Consider the following 14,749-nt stretch of genomic DNA (forward strand, 5'->3'; position numbering starts at 1 on the left):
AACCGCCACCACGCTTTGCTGTCCTGATGTCAGACCGGCTTTCCGCCTTGATCCCGGCCGGCCGCCATGTGCTGATCGCCGGCCCGACCGCCAGCGGCAAATCGGCGCTGGCGCTGGGCATCGCACGGTCGCAGGGCGGGGTCATCGTGAACGCGGATGCGTTGCAGGTCTGGTCGTGCTGGCGGGTGATCTCGGCCCGTCCCTCGGCCGAGGAGGAGGCGCAGGCCCCGCACAGACTTTACGGCCACATGCTGCCCGGCGCGCCCTATTCCGTGGGCGACTGGCTGGCGCAGCTGCGCGAGATCCTGGCGACGGGCCAGCGGCTGATCGTGGTGGGCGGGACCGGGCTTTACCTGAACGCCTTGACCAGCGGGCTGGCCGTCATGCCCCCGGTTCCCGCCGAAGTCCGGGCACGGGCCGATGCGCTGATCGCGGAACCCGGCGGGCTGGCGCGGATGGTGGCCGATCTCGACCCCGACACGCGGGCCCGCATCGACCTGCGCAACCCCGCCCGCGTCCAGCGCGCCTGGGAGGTGCTGACCGCGTCGGGCCGGGGCCTGGCCGCCTGGCAGGCCGAGACGCCGCCGCCCCTGATCCCTGCGTCGGCCGCCGAGCGGATTGTCCTGACCAGCGACCGCGACTGGCTGGCCCGGCGGATCGAGCGGCGGTTTCATGCGATGATGGAGCAGGGCGCGCTGGACGAGGTGCGCGCCATGCTGCCGCGCTGGCAGCCCCGTGCGCTTTGGGCGCGCGCCATCGGCGCACCGGAACTGGTCGCGCATCTGCGCGGCGAATCGACGCTGGATCAGGCGATCGAACGCGCCATCGTCGCGACCCGGCAATATGCCAAGGCGCAGCGCATCTTTTTCCGGGGCAGGCTGCGCGACTGGCGACAAATTCCCGTCGACCGGGAAAATTGAAGGCCGCGCGTTAATATCGCAACCTTGCGGCGTCTAAACCGTTGCTTGTGTAGGGGGCACAGCCCTCGGGAACCGCAAAGGCGGCGGCATGTCATGAACCTGCGTCATCTTTTCCCTTGGCAGGACGATCCGGCGGAGGCGCCCGCCCTGGAACGCCTGCGCCAGGCCCGGATCACGGCAGAGACCATTCTGGACCCTGCCCCCGTGGATCCCCGCGCCCTGCCCCCTGTTTCCGGTGACGCAGCTGCCTCGCCCTTGCCGTGCCCTCGGCGCCCGATGCCGTTCGACGGCCTGCGGCTGATCCCGCTGGACGGTTTCGTCTGGGGCGGCGCGGTCCAGCGGGCCCGGGCCGGACAAGGCGCCAGGCCCAGGGTTCGGGGCGATCATGTCCTGATCCTTGTGCAGGACGGCGGCATGACCATCGAGCTGCCCCGCAGCGGCCATCCGGTGTCGGCCGGGCGGCTGGCCTTTGTCCCGGCGGGCACGGCCTTTGCGATGCAGCCGGGCATGGGATGCCGGGGGCTGGTGTTGCTGGTGCCCCCCATGGTTGCCCAGCAGCTTGCGGTGGACCTGCCGCCCGCCTGGCGCTGTGGCCCGCCCCGCCCCGACGATGCCCCGTTGATCGAGCCCGCCCTGCGCGCCCTGGGTCGCGGGATACCGCGCGGCTCTGCGGATCTTGCGGCGGCCGCTTGCCAGCTTGGCCTGCTGGCGGCCGCGCTGAACCGGCTTTCGCCGGCCTCAGCGGACCCGGAAACGCAGACGAACATCGACTTCGCATCCTTGGCCGAACGCTTCCTGGCCGTGGCCAAAGGGCGCCTGGACCGGGATATCGTCATTGCCGACCTGGCGGCGGATCTGGGCTGCACCGTCGCGCAACTGGACCGCGCCTGCCGCGCGGCGCGGGGCCGCAGCGCGCTGGAGCTGATCTATGCCCTGCGGCTTGAACGGGCCGCCCGGCTGTTGCGCGATACGGACCAACCCGTGACGCAGATCGCGCAGGAACTGGGCTATGGCGGGCTTGGCCATTTCATGCGCTGCTTCATGGCCGGAACCGGCCAGACGCCCGACCACTTCCGCGCCATGGTCCGGTCCGAGGCGGCCGAATAGGCCACCCTTGGCCCCCGGCCCTCACTCCTCGGCCGGCGCGGCAAGCGGATCGCGGCCGCGAAACCCCTGGGCCACGACGAACTTTTCCGACGAATCCGAGCGGCTGGCCGGCGGCTTGACGTTCGCGACCTTGGTGAAGCTGCGCTTGAGCATCGCCTGCATGTCGTTCTCCGCCCCGCCCGCCAGCACCTTGGCGACAAAGGTGCCGCCCGGCTCCAGCACGTCGAAGGCCAGTTGCAGCGCCGCCTCGACCAGGGCCACGATGCGCAGATGGTCGGTGCCCTTGTGGCCGGACGACGCCGCCGCCATGTCCGACATGACCACATCGGCGCGACCGCCAAGCCAGTCCTTGACCTTGTCGTCCGCGCCCTCGGACAGGAAGTCCAGCTGATGGATTTCGGCCCCGGCGATGGGATCGACCTCTTGCAGGTCGACGCCCAGCACGCGGCCGACCTTCTTGCCCGAGGTCTCGCCCAGGGCATTCACCCGCGCGACCGCGACCTGGCACCAGCCGCCGGGCGCGCAGCCCAGGTCCACCACCCGGGCGCCGGGCACCAGGAATCGATACTTGTCGTCCAATTCCAGGATCTTGTAGGCGGCCCGGCCGCGATAGCCCTCGCGTTTGGCGCGGGCCACATAGGGATCGTTCAGCTGGCGTTCCAGCCACAGCGTGCTGGACAGCTTGCGCCCCTTGGCCGATTTCACCCGCACCCGCAGGTCGCGTTGCCCGCGACCCGAGGATTTCTTTTCGCCCGGCGTCTTACCCTGGCTCATCTCATGCCACCCCGTTCAATCCATCCGGGGCCAAGACCCCGTCCTTGACCATCTGCGCGTAAAGCAGCCCCTCGCGCAGGCCGCGATCGGCGACCGACAGCCGCGTCGTCGGCCAGACCCGCATCAGCGTCTGCAGGATCGCCGCGCCCGACATGATAAGTGCGTGACGCTCGCGCCCGATGCGCGGGTCGGCGCGCCGCCCCTCGGGCCCCAGCGCCAGGTAATCGCGGATCACCCGGTCGATCTGGGCCGAGGTCATGGTCAGCCCGTCCACCTTGGTCCGGTCATAGCGCCGCAACCCCAGGTGGCTGGCCGCCACGGTCGTCACCGTCCCCGAGGTGCCGATCACCTGGAAACTGTCGTCGAAGCTTTGCGTCAGCGCATAGGGGCTGAAACCCGACAGCATCTCCTCGAAATGCCAGGACATCAGGGCGAAACGGCCCTGGTCGTCCTCGACATCCTCGAACTGGTCGCGCAGCGTGGCGACCCCCAGGGGCACGCTGATCCAGTCCACGACACGCGCGCCGCCCGGGCGCGGATTGCGGAACCCGTCGGCCAGACGCATGATCGCGCGCGGCCGCTCGGTCGGCTCGACATCCTCGAGGTCGATCCAGACCAGTTCGGTGGACCCCCCGCCGATATCGACGACCAGCAATTGGTCCGTGCGATGGCTGACCAGCGGCGCGCAGGAGATCACGGCCAGCCGGGCCTCCTCCTCGGCGTCGATGATTTCCACCGGCAGGCCGGTTTCGCGCCGGATCATGCGCAGGAAGTCGCGGCTGTTGCGTGCGCGCCGGCAGGCCTCGGTCGCGACCAGACGCATGCGCGTGACCTTGTGCGCCTCAAGCTTGCGCCGGCACACCTGCAGGGCATGGACCGTCCGCGCCATCGAGGGACGCGAAAGCCTGCCCGATGCTTCCAGCCCCTGCCCCAGCTGGACAGGTTTCGAGAAGCTGTCGACCACCTGGAACTGACTGCCCTGGGGTCGGGCAATCAGCATCCGGCAGCTGTTGGTGCCAAGATCCAAGGCCGCGTAAAGCAGCCCGTCCTCGGCCGGGCGGGTGACGAAAGGCTCGACCGTTTTTTTCGGGAACGCGTCCGCACCCGCAGGACGCCTGGGCGCCATGTCACGCCCTCCGATAACAAGTTGAAACGAACGTAACGCGCGCCCCCCGGCGGTTCAAGACCCCGCGGGTCCTCGCGGGTTCTCGACAGGGCAGGACGGGCGGGCTATGCCTGCGCCATGATCGTCATCGCCGCCCTGATCCTTGGTGCCGCGATCGGCTGGATGCGCGCCGGGAAACTGGGCGGCGCCTTGGCCGACCGCGTGCAATACGCCGCAGCCCACGCCATCGGATTCGCGGTGCTGGGCATTTTCCTGACCGTGCTGGTCAGCCGGATGACCTGATGTTTCGGCCCTTTCTCGACAGCCTGCGCCGGCACGGAGTGCCCGCCAGCCTGCGGGAATACCTGGACCTGCTGGCGGGTCTGCAGGCGGGCCTGTCGGACTGGACGCCCGAAGGGTTCTATCACCTGGCCCGCGCCACGCTGGTCAAGTCCGAGGCGCATATCGACCGTTTCGACCGCGCCTTTGCCGAGGCGTTTTCCGGCCTGGACGAGATTCCGGTTCAGGCGCTGCTGGACGAGGTCTCGATCCCCCGCGAATGGCTTGAGAAGCTGGCCGAAAAGCTGCTGACGCCCGAGGAACGCGCCGCCATCCAGGGGCCCGGCAGCTTTGACGAACTGATGAAACGCCTGCGCGAGCGCCTGGCCGAACAGCAGGGCCGCCACCAGGGCGGCAACAAATGGATCGGCACCGCCGGCACCTCGCCCTTCGGCGCCCATGGCTACAACCCCGAAGGCGTGCGCATCGGCCAGGACGCCAGCCGCCACCGCCGCGCGGTCAAGGTCTGGGACAAGCGCGAATTCCGCGACTTCGACGATTCGGTGGAACTGGGCACCCGCACCATCAAGGTCGCGCTGAAGCGGTTGCGCCAATGGGCCCGCCACGGCGCGGCCGAGGAACTGGACCTGCCCGGCACCATCCGCGCCAGCGCCGAGCACGGCTATATCGACGTGCAGACCCGGCCCGAGCGCAGGAATGCCGTCAAGGTCCTGCTGTTCCTGGACGCCGGCGGCAGCATGGACGACCACTCGCGCCTGGTGGACGAGCTGTTCTCGGCCGCGCGGTCCGAGTTCAAGCATCTGGAACATTTCTATTTCCACAACTGCATCTATGAGGCGCTGTGGAAGGACAACCGCCGCCGCTGGACCGAAACCATGCCCACCTGGGACGTGCTGAACCGCTATGGCCGCGACTACAAGGCGATCATCGTGGGCGACGCCTCGATGTCGCCCTATGAGATTGCGGTGCCGGGCGGCGCGAACGAACACTGGAACCCCGAATCGGGCGAAACCTGGCTGCTGCGCCTGGGCGAGACATGGCCCGACCACGTCTGGCTGAACCCGGTGCCCCAGGGACAATGGGGACATACCCCCTCGATCCGCATGATCTCCGAGATCGTCCAGGGCCGGATGCAGCCCCTGACGCTGGACGGGCTGACGCGCGCCATGCGCCTGCTTGGCTAATGCCGCCAGCGGGCCCATATTCGGATCATGCTGAAATTCACCCCGATCCTGCTGATCCTGCTTTATGCCATGGCGATGTGGTTCTTTTCGCTGTGGCGGCTCAAGGCCGAACTGAACAGCCGGTCGACGCCGCTGGACCATCCCCGGCTGAAACCGATGCTGGAACGGCTGGGCCGGGCAATGGACCTGCCCCCGATCCGCGCCCATGTCTATGAAATCGCGCCGGTGAACGGGCTGGCGGCGCCCGACGGGCGGATCTTCCTGACCCGGGGGTTTCTGGACAAGCTCGACGCCGGCGCCGTGACCGAGGCCGAGCTTGCCTCGGTCATCGCCCATGAACTGGGTCATGTGGCCCACGGGCACGGCCGCCGGCGCATGGTCGATTTCGCCGGGCAGAACGTCATCCGCGTGGTTCTGGCCGGGGTGCTGGGCCGGTTCCTGCCCGGGATCGGCGCCTGGATCGCCAACCTTGCGGCGACCGCCGTCTCGGCCCGCCTCTCGCGCCAGGACGAATTCGAGGCCGACGCCTTCGCCAGCGCGCTGATGGTCAAGGCGGGCCTGGGCACGGCGCCGCAGAAAAGCCTGTTTCGCAAGCTCGATGCCCTGGCCGGGGGGCGCGGCACCGCACCGGCCTGGCTGCTGTCCCATCCCCGGACCGACAAGCGCATCGCCGCCATCGAGGCGCTGGAACGCCGCTGGGGCATCGCCTGACTTGTAGCGGACGGGGTTTGGACTATGCTGCGGTTGCAAAACCGCCGAGTTCAGATGACCTTCCGCCGCCGCGTCCTATACCTTCCCGGCTTCGACCCGATCCCGCCCCGCCGCTATCGCGAGCTTTACAAGCGCGAAGGGGCCGAGCAGGCCCGCATCTCGGGCTATCGGCTGGAGTTCGGCGCGCGGCGCGACCGCACCGGCTTTGGCTGGGGCGTTGAGGGCAATTTTTCCGGTACCCGCGCCGAGGCGGAGTTCGAGGTCCTGGTCTGGGCCGACATCGTGCAGGGCTCGATGGGGCAAAGCATCGCCGCGACCTACGGCCAGCTTTGCCGCACCGCCTGGGCCTATATCGGTTCGGGGGCGCTGCTTCGGCTGATGCGGCTGCGCCGGGGGCCAGTGATCGCGGCGCTTTATCCGGTGGTGGTGCTGATCGGACAGTTGCTGGTGGCACTGCTTGCGGGTGCGCTGGCCGGCTGGATCGCGGCGTGGCTGACGGGACAATGGTGGGCGACCCTGCCCGTCCTTGCCGCCGTGACCTGGGCGGGGCTGCGGCTGTGGCGCCGGCTCGACGGCCGGATCTTTGCCTATTACCTGATGCATGACTATGCCTTCACCGCGCAGCATAGCGGTGCCTATCCCCCGGCGCTGGAACGGCGGCTGACCCAGTTCGCCGACCGCATCGCCGAGGTCCTGCGCGGCGACTGGGACGAGGTGCTGGTCGTCGGCCACAGCTCGGGCGCCTATCTGGGCGTCTCGGTCCTGGCCGAGCTGATCCGCTCGGGCCGGGTTCCCGCGCAGGGTCCGCGACTTTCCTTCCTGTCGCTCGGCCATGTCGTCCCCATGGCCTCGTTCCTTCCCCGCGCCAACCGGCTGCGGGCCGACCTGCGCAGTCTGTCGGCCCGGCCCGAGCTTGAATGGGTGGACGTGACGGCGCCCGGGGATGCCTGCTGTTTCGGTCTGTGCGACCCGGTCGCCGTCTCGGGGGTCGAGCCGCCGGATCGTCGCCAGCCGCTGGTCCTGTCGGCCGCCTTTCGGCAGACGCTGTCGCCGGAACGGCAGCGCGCCCTGCGCGGCCGCTGGTTCCGGCTGCATTTCCAGTATCTCTGCGCCTTCGACCGGCCGGGCGACTACGATTATTTCGCCATCACGGCCGGCCCGCTGACCCTGGCGCAGCGCTTTGCCGGCCGGCATCATTCGCCCGGGCGCATCGCGCGGGCCGTGAACGGATATCCTGCGACATGATCCCGCCGAAGCCGGCGTCGCGGCAGGGCAAGGGCTCGGTCTGGCGCTTTGTCCGCGATTTCCGCCGCGACATCCTTTCGGCCCAGTCCGAACGGCTGTACCGCGCCTGGATGGCCGAATTCCGGGGCCCGGGCGTGCACAGTTTCACTTGCAACGATCCCGCCCTGGTGGCGCTGATCCTCAAGCAGCGGCCGATGGATTTTCCGAAGTCTCCGCGCATGGCGGCGGGCCTGCAGCCGCTTCTGGGCAATTCCAGCTTCATCTCGAACGGCGAGTCCTGGCTGCACCAGCGCCGCATCATCGACCCCGCCTTCGAGGGCGGTCGCCTGCGCGAGGCGTTTCCCGCCATGTGGGACGCCGCGCAGTCGGGGGTGGCGCGGCTGGGAAAGCTGGCGGACGGCCAGGATTTCGACATCGAGCCGCACACCAGCCACATTGCCGCCGACGTGATCTTTCGCACCCTGTTCTCGATCCCGATCGAGGATGCCACGGCGGCGCAGGTGTTTTCGGCCTTCCGCGACCACCAGGACGCGCAGCCGATGGTGAACCTGGGCGGGCTGATCGCCCTGCCGCGCTGGGCGCGGTATCACAGCCGCCGCGTACGCCACAGCGCCCGGCGCATCCGCAGCCTGATCCGGCAACTGGTCAGCCGGAGGGCGGAGCAGATCGCGGCAGGAACCGCGCCGCAGGACCTCGCGACCAAGATCATGACCACACCCGACCCTCAGACCGGGGCGGTCTTTTCGGACCGCGAGATGATCGACGAGGTCGCGACGTTCTTCCTGGCGGGACACGAAACCGGCGCCTCTGCCCTGGCCTGGGCGCTTTACCTGCTGGCCGAGAACCCCGAATGGCAAGAGAAGCTGGCCAGGGAGGCACGCGAGAACCTGCGGCCCGACTTTGCCACGATCAAGTCCCTGCCCCTGTCCCGCGCCGTCTTCCGCGAGGCGCTGCGGCTTTATCCGCCCGTCGCCATGACCGTCCGCCAATGCGCCGCGCCCGAAACCCTGCGCGGCCGCAAGGCGCCCCGCGGCGCTCAACTGGTGCTGTCGCCCTTTCACCTGCACCGCCACGAAAGGCTTTGGGACAACCCCGACCATTTCGATCCTGCCAGGTGGGAAACCGAAAATGGCCGCGCCTGCATGCGCGATGCCTATATCCCCTTCTCGGCCGGCGCGCGCGCCTGTCCCGGCGCCGGCTTTGCGATGATCGAGGGGCCGCTGATCCTGTCGGCGCTGCTTGCAGCCTACCGGCTGGAGCCGGGTGTCGAACGTCCGGTGCCGATCATGCGGCTGACGCTGCGGGGAAAAAACGGCATCCACCTGCGCCTGTCGAAGCGTTGATCGGGTATTTGAATAACGGTGAAAGCCGGGCGCGGCGCCCCGTTTTCACTGTTTTCCAAATACCCATGCCGCGGTCACAGCCGGTAGATGCCGGCGAATTTTTCCTCGAGGTAATCCAGCAGCGGCGCCTCGCTGACCGGGCCCTCGATGGCGCGTTCGATCAGGTCTCGGGGCGGGTACAGGCCGCCATGGCGGTGGACGTTCTCGCGCAGCCATTCGACGGCGGGGGCGGCATCGCCTGCGGCGAGGAAGCGGTCGAGATCGGGCACCGCAGCGCGCATCGCCTTGTTCAGGCATCCCGCATAGACATTGCCCAGCGTATAGGTCGGGAAATAGCCGAAAAGACCCACCGCCCAATGCACGTCCTGCAGGACGCCATTCGCCGGACGGTCCACGGCGACGCCGAAATCGGCCAGGAAGCGGGCGTTCCAGGATTCGGCCAGGTCGTCCACGTCAAGCCGGCCGGCGATCAGGTCGCGTTCCAGATCAAAGCGCATCATGATGTGCAGGTTGTATTGCACCTCGTCCGCTTCGGTGCGGATGAAGCCCGGCGTGACCCGGTTCAGTGTGGCGTAGAAGGCATCCGGCCCCGGGACGGACAATCCGTCGAAGGCATCCGACATGCGCTGGTACAGCCAGCCGGCAAAGGCGCGCCCCCGGCCGATCTGGTTTTCATAGATCCGGCTCTGGCTTTCGTGGACGCCCATCGACACGCCCCGCCCCAGCGGCGTGAAGGCATAATCGGGGTCGATCCCCAGTTCGTAGCTGGAATGGCCGACCTCGTGGATCGTGGAATACAGGCAGTTGAACGGGTCGGTCTCGACCACCCGCGTGGTGATGCGGCTGTCCTGCCAGCGGCCCGAGCTGAACGGATGCACGGCGATGTCCATGCGTCCCCGCGTCCAGTCGTACCCGTAGGCCGTGGCGCAGGCACGGGCCAGGCGAAGCTGCGTTTCCTGAGGGAAGTGGCCGGTCAGGGGCCGGGGCTGGAACTCGGCCCCCAGCACCTCGTCGCGCAGGGCGACCAGGCGGGGACGCATGGCGTCAAAGAGCGCCGCGATGTCGGCCTGCGTCGTGCCGGGTTCGTAGTCGTCCAGAAGCGCGTCATAAAGGTCGCGCCCGTCGGCCAGAGCCGCCGCCTCTTCGCGCTTGAGCATCAGGATGTCGGCGAGCACCGGCAGGAATTCTTCAGGGGAATCCTTGGCCCGCGCCTCGGCCCAGACGCCCTGGGACAGCGACACCTGCCGCGCCAGTTCCGTCGCCAGCCGCGCCGGCACCTGCGAGGCCCGGCGGTGGTCCCGCGCGATCAGATCCAGGATGCGCTGGTCCTCGTCGTCCTCGGGCTCGGCCTGGTCCAGCCATTCGCCGATGCGGGGGTCGGTGCGGCGTTCGTGCAGCACCGCCTCCATCGCGGCCATTTCCTCGGAACGCTGCTCGGCGGCGCCGCGCGGCATGACGGTTTCCTGGTCCCAGCCCAGCCGCTCGGCCACGGATGACAGGGCTTCGGTCTGGCGCTGGAAGGCCAGCAGGTCGTCGAAAGCGCTCATCGGATGGTCCCCCGCACCGAGGTTTCATAAGGATAGCGCGCATGGTGACGGGCGCGCAGGATCAACGTGAACAGTGCCACAGCCCCCAGCTGATGCGCCAGCGCCAGCGGCAGGGGCGAGGCGTGGATCACGTTCATGATGCCCAGAAACACCTGGACCGCAACCGCCGCGATCATCACGCCGTAGGCCCCCCGCGTTACCGGATGCGGCGAACGGCGCCCACGCAGGAACACCACCACGGCAAAGATCGCCAGCAGATAGGCCACCATGCGGTGGACGAACTGCACCAGCGCCGGGTTTTCAAAGAAGTTGCGCCAGCCCAGGGCCGCGTCCCACAGGGCCGAGGGAATCCATTCCCCGCCCATCTTGGGCCAGCCGGTATACATCCGCCCCGCGTCGATGCCGGCGACCAGCGCCCCGATCAGGATCTGAACGAAGGCCAGATGCATCAGCCCGGTGGTCATGGAAAACAGCTTCGCCTCTCCGGCGCGGCGGGCGCGCAGCAAGGCCGCCTCGGGGCGCGACAGCGACAGCGCATACCAGGCGATCAGCCCCAGGATGGCAAAGGCCAGCCCCAGGTGGGTCGCCAGCCGGTACGAGGCGACGCGCACCATGTCCCCCGACAGGCCCGAATGGACCATCCACCAGCCGATCGCGCCCTGCAGCCCGCCAAGCGCGCCCAGCAGCAACAGGCGCGGCGTCCAGCCGGTCGGAATGCGGCGGGTGGCCAGAAAGACCAGGAAGCCCGCCGCCCAGACCAGCCCGATCAGCCGGCCCAGCAGGCGGTGCGACCATTCCCACCAGTAGATCTGCTTGAAGCCGGCCAGGTCCATGTCCGGATTCTCCAGCCGGAACTGCGGGATCCGCTGATACTTGTCGAACTCGGCCGCCCAGGCGGCCTGGTCCATCGGCGGGATCGCCCCGGTCACCGGCTTCCATTCCGTGATCGACAGGCCCGATCCCGTCAGCCGGGTGGCGCCGCCAAGCGCGATCATCGCCACGACCAGCACGAACAGGACGACCAGCCAGGCGCGGATGGCGCCCCGCGCCCCGCGGTGGCCCTGGTCGATCATGCCGCCCTGAGGCGGGGTCGCGCGGGGAGTGGTCTCGGTGACTTCCTGAAAGACGGGTCGTCTTGCCATGTCAGCTTCCTTGCCTTTGGGCGCGACCTTGGCCCGGTCGCGCCCGGAATTCAATCAGCCGCGGCGGGTCAACTGTCGCAGCATGCCGTGAAAGATGCGGGTGTCGGCCTGGGTCAGCGCCATGCGCGACCACAGGTTGCGCAGCGTGAGCTTCATCGCGGGGGCCTTTTCGGGGGGGAAGAAAAAGCCCGCTTCCTCCAGCCGCGCCTCGTAATGGTCGGCCAGCTTCTCGATCTCGATCCGGGTGGCCGGCGCCTCGCCCTCGGGGCGGCGGCCCGGCAGCGCGGGCTGGGCGGGCAAGCTTTCGCGCGCCCATTCATAGCCCGTCAGCAGCACGGCCTGCGCCAGGTTCAGCGACGGGAAATCCGGGTTCACGGGAACGGTGATGATGGCATTCGCGCGGGCCACGTCGTCGTTTTCCAGGCCCGCCCGCTCGGGGCCGAAGATTACCGCGGTCCGGCCCCCGGCCGCGTGACGGATGCGGGCCTCAGCCATCGCCGTGGCGGGCGTCAGCACCGGCTTGGTCAGTTCGCGCCCCCGCGCCGTGGTGGCATAGGCATGGTCCACATCCGCCATCGCTTCGGCCAGGGTTCCAAAGACCCGCGCCCGGTCCAGCACCTGCCCCGCGGCGCCCGAGGCCATCGCCACGGCCCTGGGGTTGGGCCAGCCGTCGCGCGGCGCCACCAGCCGCATGTCGGTCAGGCCAAAGTTCAGCATGGCGCGGGCGGCCGCGCCGATGTTTTCGCCCATCTGCGGGCGGACGAGAATGATCGCGGGTTCCATGCGCGCGGCCATATCCTTCGCGGCAGGCACTGGCAAGGCGCGCGGCGCTGCGCTATCTGGCAGCGGAACCCCGAGGATGACAGTGCCATGAATGACGAACCCAATTCGCCGCAACTTTATCTGATCACCCCGGTCGGGGCGGCGGCCTCGACGGTGGGTCCGTTGCTGGCCGATGTTATGGACCGCTTTCCCGTGGCCTGCCTGCGCATACCCGGCGCGGGGTCCGAGGAGGACTTGGGCCGCATCTGCGACCTCGCGCGCGAAATCGCCCATGCCCGCGACGTGGCCGTGGTGATCGAGGATCACGTCCAGCTTGCCCTGCGCCACGGGCTTGATGGGGTGCACCTGACCGACCGCGCCCGCAGCGTGCGCTATGCAAGGAAGGAACTGGGAGCGGATGCGATCGTCGGCGCGTTCTGCGGCGCGTCGCGCCACGATGGCATGAACGCGGCCGAGGCCGGGGCCGACTACGTCAGCTTCGGCCCCTGCGGCGCCAGCGTCCTGGGCCATGGCGAGACCGCCGAGCCGGACCTGTTCCAATGGTGGTCCGAGATGATCGAGATCCCCGTCGTGGCGGAGGGCGCGCTGACCCCCGCCCTGATCGGCCAACTCGCGCCGGTCAGCGACTTCATCGCGCTGGGCCCGGAAATCTGGTCCGAAAGCGATCCGGTCGAGGCGCTGGGCTATCTGTGGCGCTGATCGGGCCTGTGGCACGCGGTACATGGGTATTTGCAAAACGGTGAAATGCAGATGCAGGGCGCAAAGAGGCACGGCCCTTCGTGTTCACCGTTTCATAAATACCCAACTCTCCCGCGACGCAGGCACGGCGCCTGCCCTCTTGCGAATGGGCCTGACGCGGCCTAAAGCCTTGCCATGACCCAGCATCAGCGCCTTCTCATCATCGACTTCGGTTCCCAGGTCACGCAGCTTATCGCGCGGCGCCTGCGCGAGCTGAATGTCTATTGCGAAATCCATCCGTTCAATGCGGTCGACGACGCTTTCCTGAAAGACTTCGCACCGCAGGCAGTGATCCTGTCGGGGGGGCCGGCCTCGGTGACGCAGGCGGGATCGCCCCGGTGTCCGCAGGCGGTCTTCGATATGGGAGTGCCGGTCTTCGGCATCTGCTACGGCCAGCAGGTGATGATGGAGCAACTGGGTGGGCGGGTCGAATCCGGCCATCACGCGGAATACGGCCGCGCCTTCATCGCACCGGCCGAAGGCCACAAGGGCGATGGCATCTTTGCCGGCCTGTTCGCTACCGGCCGCGAGGAGGTCTGGATGAGCCATGGCGACCGGGTGACGCAGCTTGCCCCCGGTTTTCAGGTGATCGGCACTTCGCCCAACGCTCCCTATGCGATGATCGCGGACGAGGCGCGGGGCTTTTACGCGGTCCAGTTCCACCCCGAGGTGCACCACACGCCGAACGGCCGCACCATGCTGGAGAACTTTGTCCGCATGGCGGGCTTTACCGGCGACTGGACCATGGCCAGCTATCGCCAGGAAGCGATCCGCAAGATCCGCGAGCAGGTGGGAGACCGCAAGGTGATCTGCGGTCTTTCGGGCGGCGTCGACAGTTCGGTCGCCGCGGTGCTGATCCACGAGGCGATCGGCGACCAGTTGACCTGCGTCTTTGTCGATCATGGTCTGCTGCGGCTGAACGAGGCCGAAGAAGTCGTGACCATGTTCCGCGACAATTACAACATCCCGCTGATCCACGCCGACGAGGCCGATCTGTTCATCGGCGCGCTGGAAGGTGTGTCCGACCCCGAGGTCAAGCGCAAGACCATCGGCAAGCTGTTCATCGACGTGTTCCAGCGCTATGCCAATGAGATCGAAGGCGCCGAATTCCTGGCCCAGGGCACGCTTTACCCTGACGTGATCGAGTCGGTTTCCTTCAGCGGCGGCCCTTCGGTCACGATCAAGAGCCACCACAACGTCGGGGGGCTGCCCGAGAAGATGGGCCTGAAGCTGGTCGAGCCCCTGCGCGAGCTGTTCAAGGACGAGGTCCGCGCCCTGGGCCGCGAACTGGGCCTGCCGGAAAAATTCATCGGTCGCCACCCCTTCCCCGGCCCCGGCCTGGCGATCCGCTGCCCCGGCGAAATCACCCGCGACAAGCTGGAGATCCTGCGCAAGGCCGATGCGGTCTTTATCGACCAGATCCGCAGGCACGGTCTTTACGACGAGATCTGGCAGGCCTTCGTCGCGATCCTGCCGGTGCGCACCGTGGGCGTGATGGGCGATGGGCGGACCTATGACTATGCCTGCGCGCTGCGGGCTGTCACCTCGGTCGACGGAATGACGGCGGACTACTATCCCTTCAGCCACACATTCCTGGGCGAGACGGCGACGCGGATCATCAACGAGGTCAAGGGCATCAACCGCGTGACCTATGACATCACCTCGAAGCCGCCGGGCACGATCGAGTGGGAATGATTCAGGCCCATCCAAACGCCGCCGAATTTACGCTGAAGTACGATATAACCAACTGAAAACAAAAATAAATTCTGTCTGTGCCTATCGACATCTATCGGTGGGCATAGATGGCGTTTGGCGGCCTCGCTGACGGGCCTCGCCCCCATTGATCAACC

Annotated in this window: 14 protein-coding genes; 9 read left to right on the forward strand and 5 right to left on the reverse strand. The window is 68.0% G+C overall.

Annotated elements, in window-relative coordinates; genetic code table 11:
• The first annotated feature begins 26 nt into the window (after positions 1 to 26).
• Both miaA and BU28_RS0108130 read left to right on the forward strand, forming a co-directional pair.
• On the forward strand, positions 27 to 920 hold the full coding sequence (gene miaA, locus BU28_RS0108125) for a tRNA (adenosine(37)-N6)-dimethylallyltransferase MiaA (RefSeq protein WP_036762433.1): 894 nt from the start codon (positions 27 to 29) through the stop codon (positions 918 to 920).
• A gap of 93 nt (positions 921 to 1,013) precedes the next feature.
• Positions 1,014 to 2,027: a helix-turn-helix transcriptional regulator gene (locus BU28_RS0108130; RefSeq protein WP_028719030.1), complete on the forward strand. Its 1,014-nt coding sequence runs from the start codon at positions 1,014 to 1,016 to the stop codon at positions 2,025 to 2,027.
• Between the two features lie 21 nt (positions 2,028 to 2,048).
• Here BU28_RS0108130 and BU28_RS0108135 read toward each other — a convergent pair whose 3' ends face one another.
• Positions 2,049 to 2,801, reverse strand: a complete 753-nt coding sequence (locus BU28_RS0108135) for an RlmE family RNA methyltransferase (RefSeq protein WP_028719031.1) — start codon at positions 2,799 to 2,801, stop codon at positions 2,049 to 2,051.
• Position 2,802: 1 nt separating this feature from the next.
• Positions 2,803 to 3,927 carry a Ppx/GppA phosphatase family protein gene (locus BU28_RS0108140; RefSeq protein WP_028719032.1) on the reverse strand — a complete coding sequence of 375 codons (1,125 nt, stop codon included), beginning with the start codon at positions 3,925 to 3,927 and terminating at the stop codon, positions 2,803 to 2,805.
• 117 nt (positions 3,928 to 4,044) lie between these two features.
• On the opposite strand from BU28_RS0108140, the gene BU28_RS25960 reads away from it, so the two are divergent.
• From BU28_RS25960 to BU28_RS0108165, 5 genes are read left to right on the forward strand one after another with little or no spacing between them, the layout of a single operon-like run.
• Positions 4,045 to 4,209: a hypothetical protein gene (locus tag BU28_RS25960; RefSeq protein ID WP_167553485.1), complete on the forward strand. Its 165-nt coding sequence runs from the start codon at positions 4,045 to 4,047 to the stop codon at positions 4,207 to 4,209.
• Positions 4,209 to 5,390: a vWA domain-containing protein gene (locus tag BU28_RS0108150; protein ID WP_028719033.1), complete on the forward strand. Its 1,182-nt coding sequence runs from the start codon at positions 4,209 to 4,211 to the stop codon at positions 5,388 to 5,390. Before BU28_RS25960 ends, BU28_RS0108150 begins: the two co-directional genes overlap by 1 nt.
• A gap of 27 nt (positions 5,391 to 5,417) precedes the next feature.
• Positions 5,418 to 6,101: a M48 family metallopeptidase gene (locus tag BU28_RS0108155; RefSeq protein ID WP_028719034.1), complete on the forward strand. Its 684-nt coding sequence runs from the start codon at positions 5,418 to 5,420 to the stop codon at positions 6,099 to 6,101.
• A 54-nt stretch (positions 6,102 to 6,155) separates the two neighbouring features.
• Positions 6,156 to 7,346 carry a hypothetical protein gene (locus BU28_RS0108160; RefSeq protein WP_036762404.1) on the forward strand — a complete coding sequence of 397 codons (1,191 nt, stop codon included), beginning with the start codon at positions 6,156 to 6,158 and terminating at the stop codon, positions 7,344 to 7,346.
• A complete protein-coding gene (locus BU28_RS0108165; RefSeq protein WP_028719036.1) occupies positions 7,343 to 8,689 on the forward strand; it encodes a cytochrome P450 in 1,347 nt (448 codons plus the stop codon). Before BU28_RS0108160 ends, BU28_RS0108165 begins: the two co-directional genes overlap by 4 nt.
• Before the next feature lie 74 nt (positions 8,690 to 8,763).
• Here BU28_RS0108165 and BU28_RS0108170 read toward each other — a convergent pair whose 3' ends face one another.
• The 3 genes from BU28_RS0108170 to BU28_RS0108180 are packed head-to-tail and all read right to left on the reverse strand — an operon-like array spanning position 8,764 to position 12,173.
• Entirely contained in the window at positions 8,764 to 10,236 is a 1,473-nt protein-coding gene (locus tag BU28_RS0108170) for a carboxypeptidase M32 (protein WP_028719037.1), read from the reverse strand.
• Positions 10,233 to 11,378, reverse strand: a complete 1,146-nt coding sequence (ctaA, locus tag BU28_RS0108175; RefSeq protein ID WP_028719038.1) for a heme A synthase — start codon at positions 11,376 to 11,378, stop codon at positions 10,233 to 10,235. The genes BU28_RS0108170 and ctaA overlap by 4 nt, the downstream gene beginning before the upstream one ends.
• 54 nt (positions 11,379 to 11,432) lie before the next feature.
• Entirely contained in the window at positions 11,433 to 12,173 is a 741-nt protein-coding gene (locus BU28_RS0108180) for an RNA methyltransferase (RefSeq protein WP_028719039.1), read from the reverse strand.
• A 75-nt stretch (positions 12,174 to 12,248) separates the two neighbouring features.
• On the opposite strand from BU28_RS0108180, the gene BU28_RS0108185 reads away from it, so the two are divergent.
• Entirely contained in the window at positions 12,249 to 12,860 is a 612-nt protein-coding gene (locus BU28_RS0108185; protein ID WP_028719040.1) for a thiamine phosphate synthase, read from the forward strand.
• Between the two features lie 174 nt (positions 12,861 to 13,034).
• On the forward strand, positions 13,035 to 14,594 hold the full coding sequence (gene guaA / locus BU28_RS0108190; protein ID WP_028719041.1) for a glutamine-hydrolyzing GMP synthase: 1,560 nt from the start codon (positions 13,035 to 13,037) through the stop codon (positions 14,592 to 14,594).
• Positions 14,595 to 14,749 lie beyond the last annotated feature (155 nt).

Source organism: Paracoccus yeei ATCC BAA-599 (assembly GCF_000622145.1).
Classification (GTDB): domain Bacteria; phylum Pseudomonadota; class Alphaproteobacteria; order Rhodobacterales; family Rhodobacteraceae; genus Paracoccus; species Paracoccus yeei.

Excerpts from the sequence above, each read along its gene's own strand:
- miaA (WP_036762433.1), top strand. The coding sequence starts at position 27 with ATGTCAGACCGGCTTTCCGCCTTGATCCCGGCCGGCCGCCATGTGCTG.
- BU28_RS0108130 (WP_028719030.1), top strand. The coding sequence starts at position 1,014 with ATGAACCTGCGTCATCTTTTCCCTTGGCAGGACGATCCGGCGGAGGCG.
- BU28_RS0108135 (WP_028719031.1), bottom strand. The coding sequence starts at position 2,801 with ATGAGCCAGGGTAAGACGCCGGGCGAAAAGAAATCCTCGGGTCGCGGG.
- BU28_RS0108140 (WP_028719032.1), bottom strand. The coding sequence starts at position 3,927 with ATGGCGCCCAGGCGTCCTGCGGGTGCGGACGCGTTCCCGAAAAAAACG.
- BU28_RS25960 (WP_167553485.1), top strand. The coding sequence starts at position 4,045 with ATGATCGTCATCGCCGCCCTGATCCTTGGTGCCGCGATCGGCTGGATG.
- BU28_RS0108150 (WP_028719033.1), top strand. The coding sequence starts at position 4,209 with ATGTTTCGGCCCTTTCTCGACAGCCTGCGCCGGCACGGAGTGCCCGCC.
- BU28_RS0108155 (WP_028719034.1), top strand. The coding sequence starts at position 5,418 with ATGCTGAAATTCACCCCGATCCTGCTGATCCTGCTTTATGCCATGGCG.
- BU28_RS0108160 (WP_036762404.1), top strand. The coding sequence starts at position 6,156 with ATGACCTTCCGCCGCCGCGTCCTATACCTTCCCGGCTTCGACCCGATC.
- BU28_RS0108165 (WP_028719036.1), top strand. The coding sequence starts at position 7,343 with ATGATCCCGCCGAAGCCGGCGTCGCGGCAGGGCAAGGGCTCGGTCTGG.
- BU28_RS0108170 (WP_028719037.1), bottom strand. The coding sequence starts at position 10,236 with ATGAGCGCTTTCGACGACCTGCTGGCCTTCCAGCGCCAGACCGAAGCC.
- ctaA (WP_028719038.1), bottom strand. The coding sequence starts at position 11,378 with ATGGCAAGACGACCCGTCTTTCAGGAAGTCACCGAGACCACTCCCCGC.
- BU28_RS0108180 (WP_028719039.1), bottom strand. The coding sequence starts at position 12,173 with ATGGCCGCGCGCATGGAACCCGCGATCATTCTCGTCCGCCCGCAGATG.
- BU28_RS0108185 (WP_028719040.1), top strand. The coding sequence starts at position 12,249 with ATGAATGACGAACCCAATTCGCCGCAACTTTATCTGATCACCCCGGTC.
- guaA (WP_028719041.1), top strand. The coding sequence starts at position 13,035 with ATGACCCAGCATCAGCGCCTTCTCATCATCGACTTCGGTTCCCAGGTC.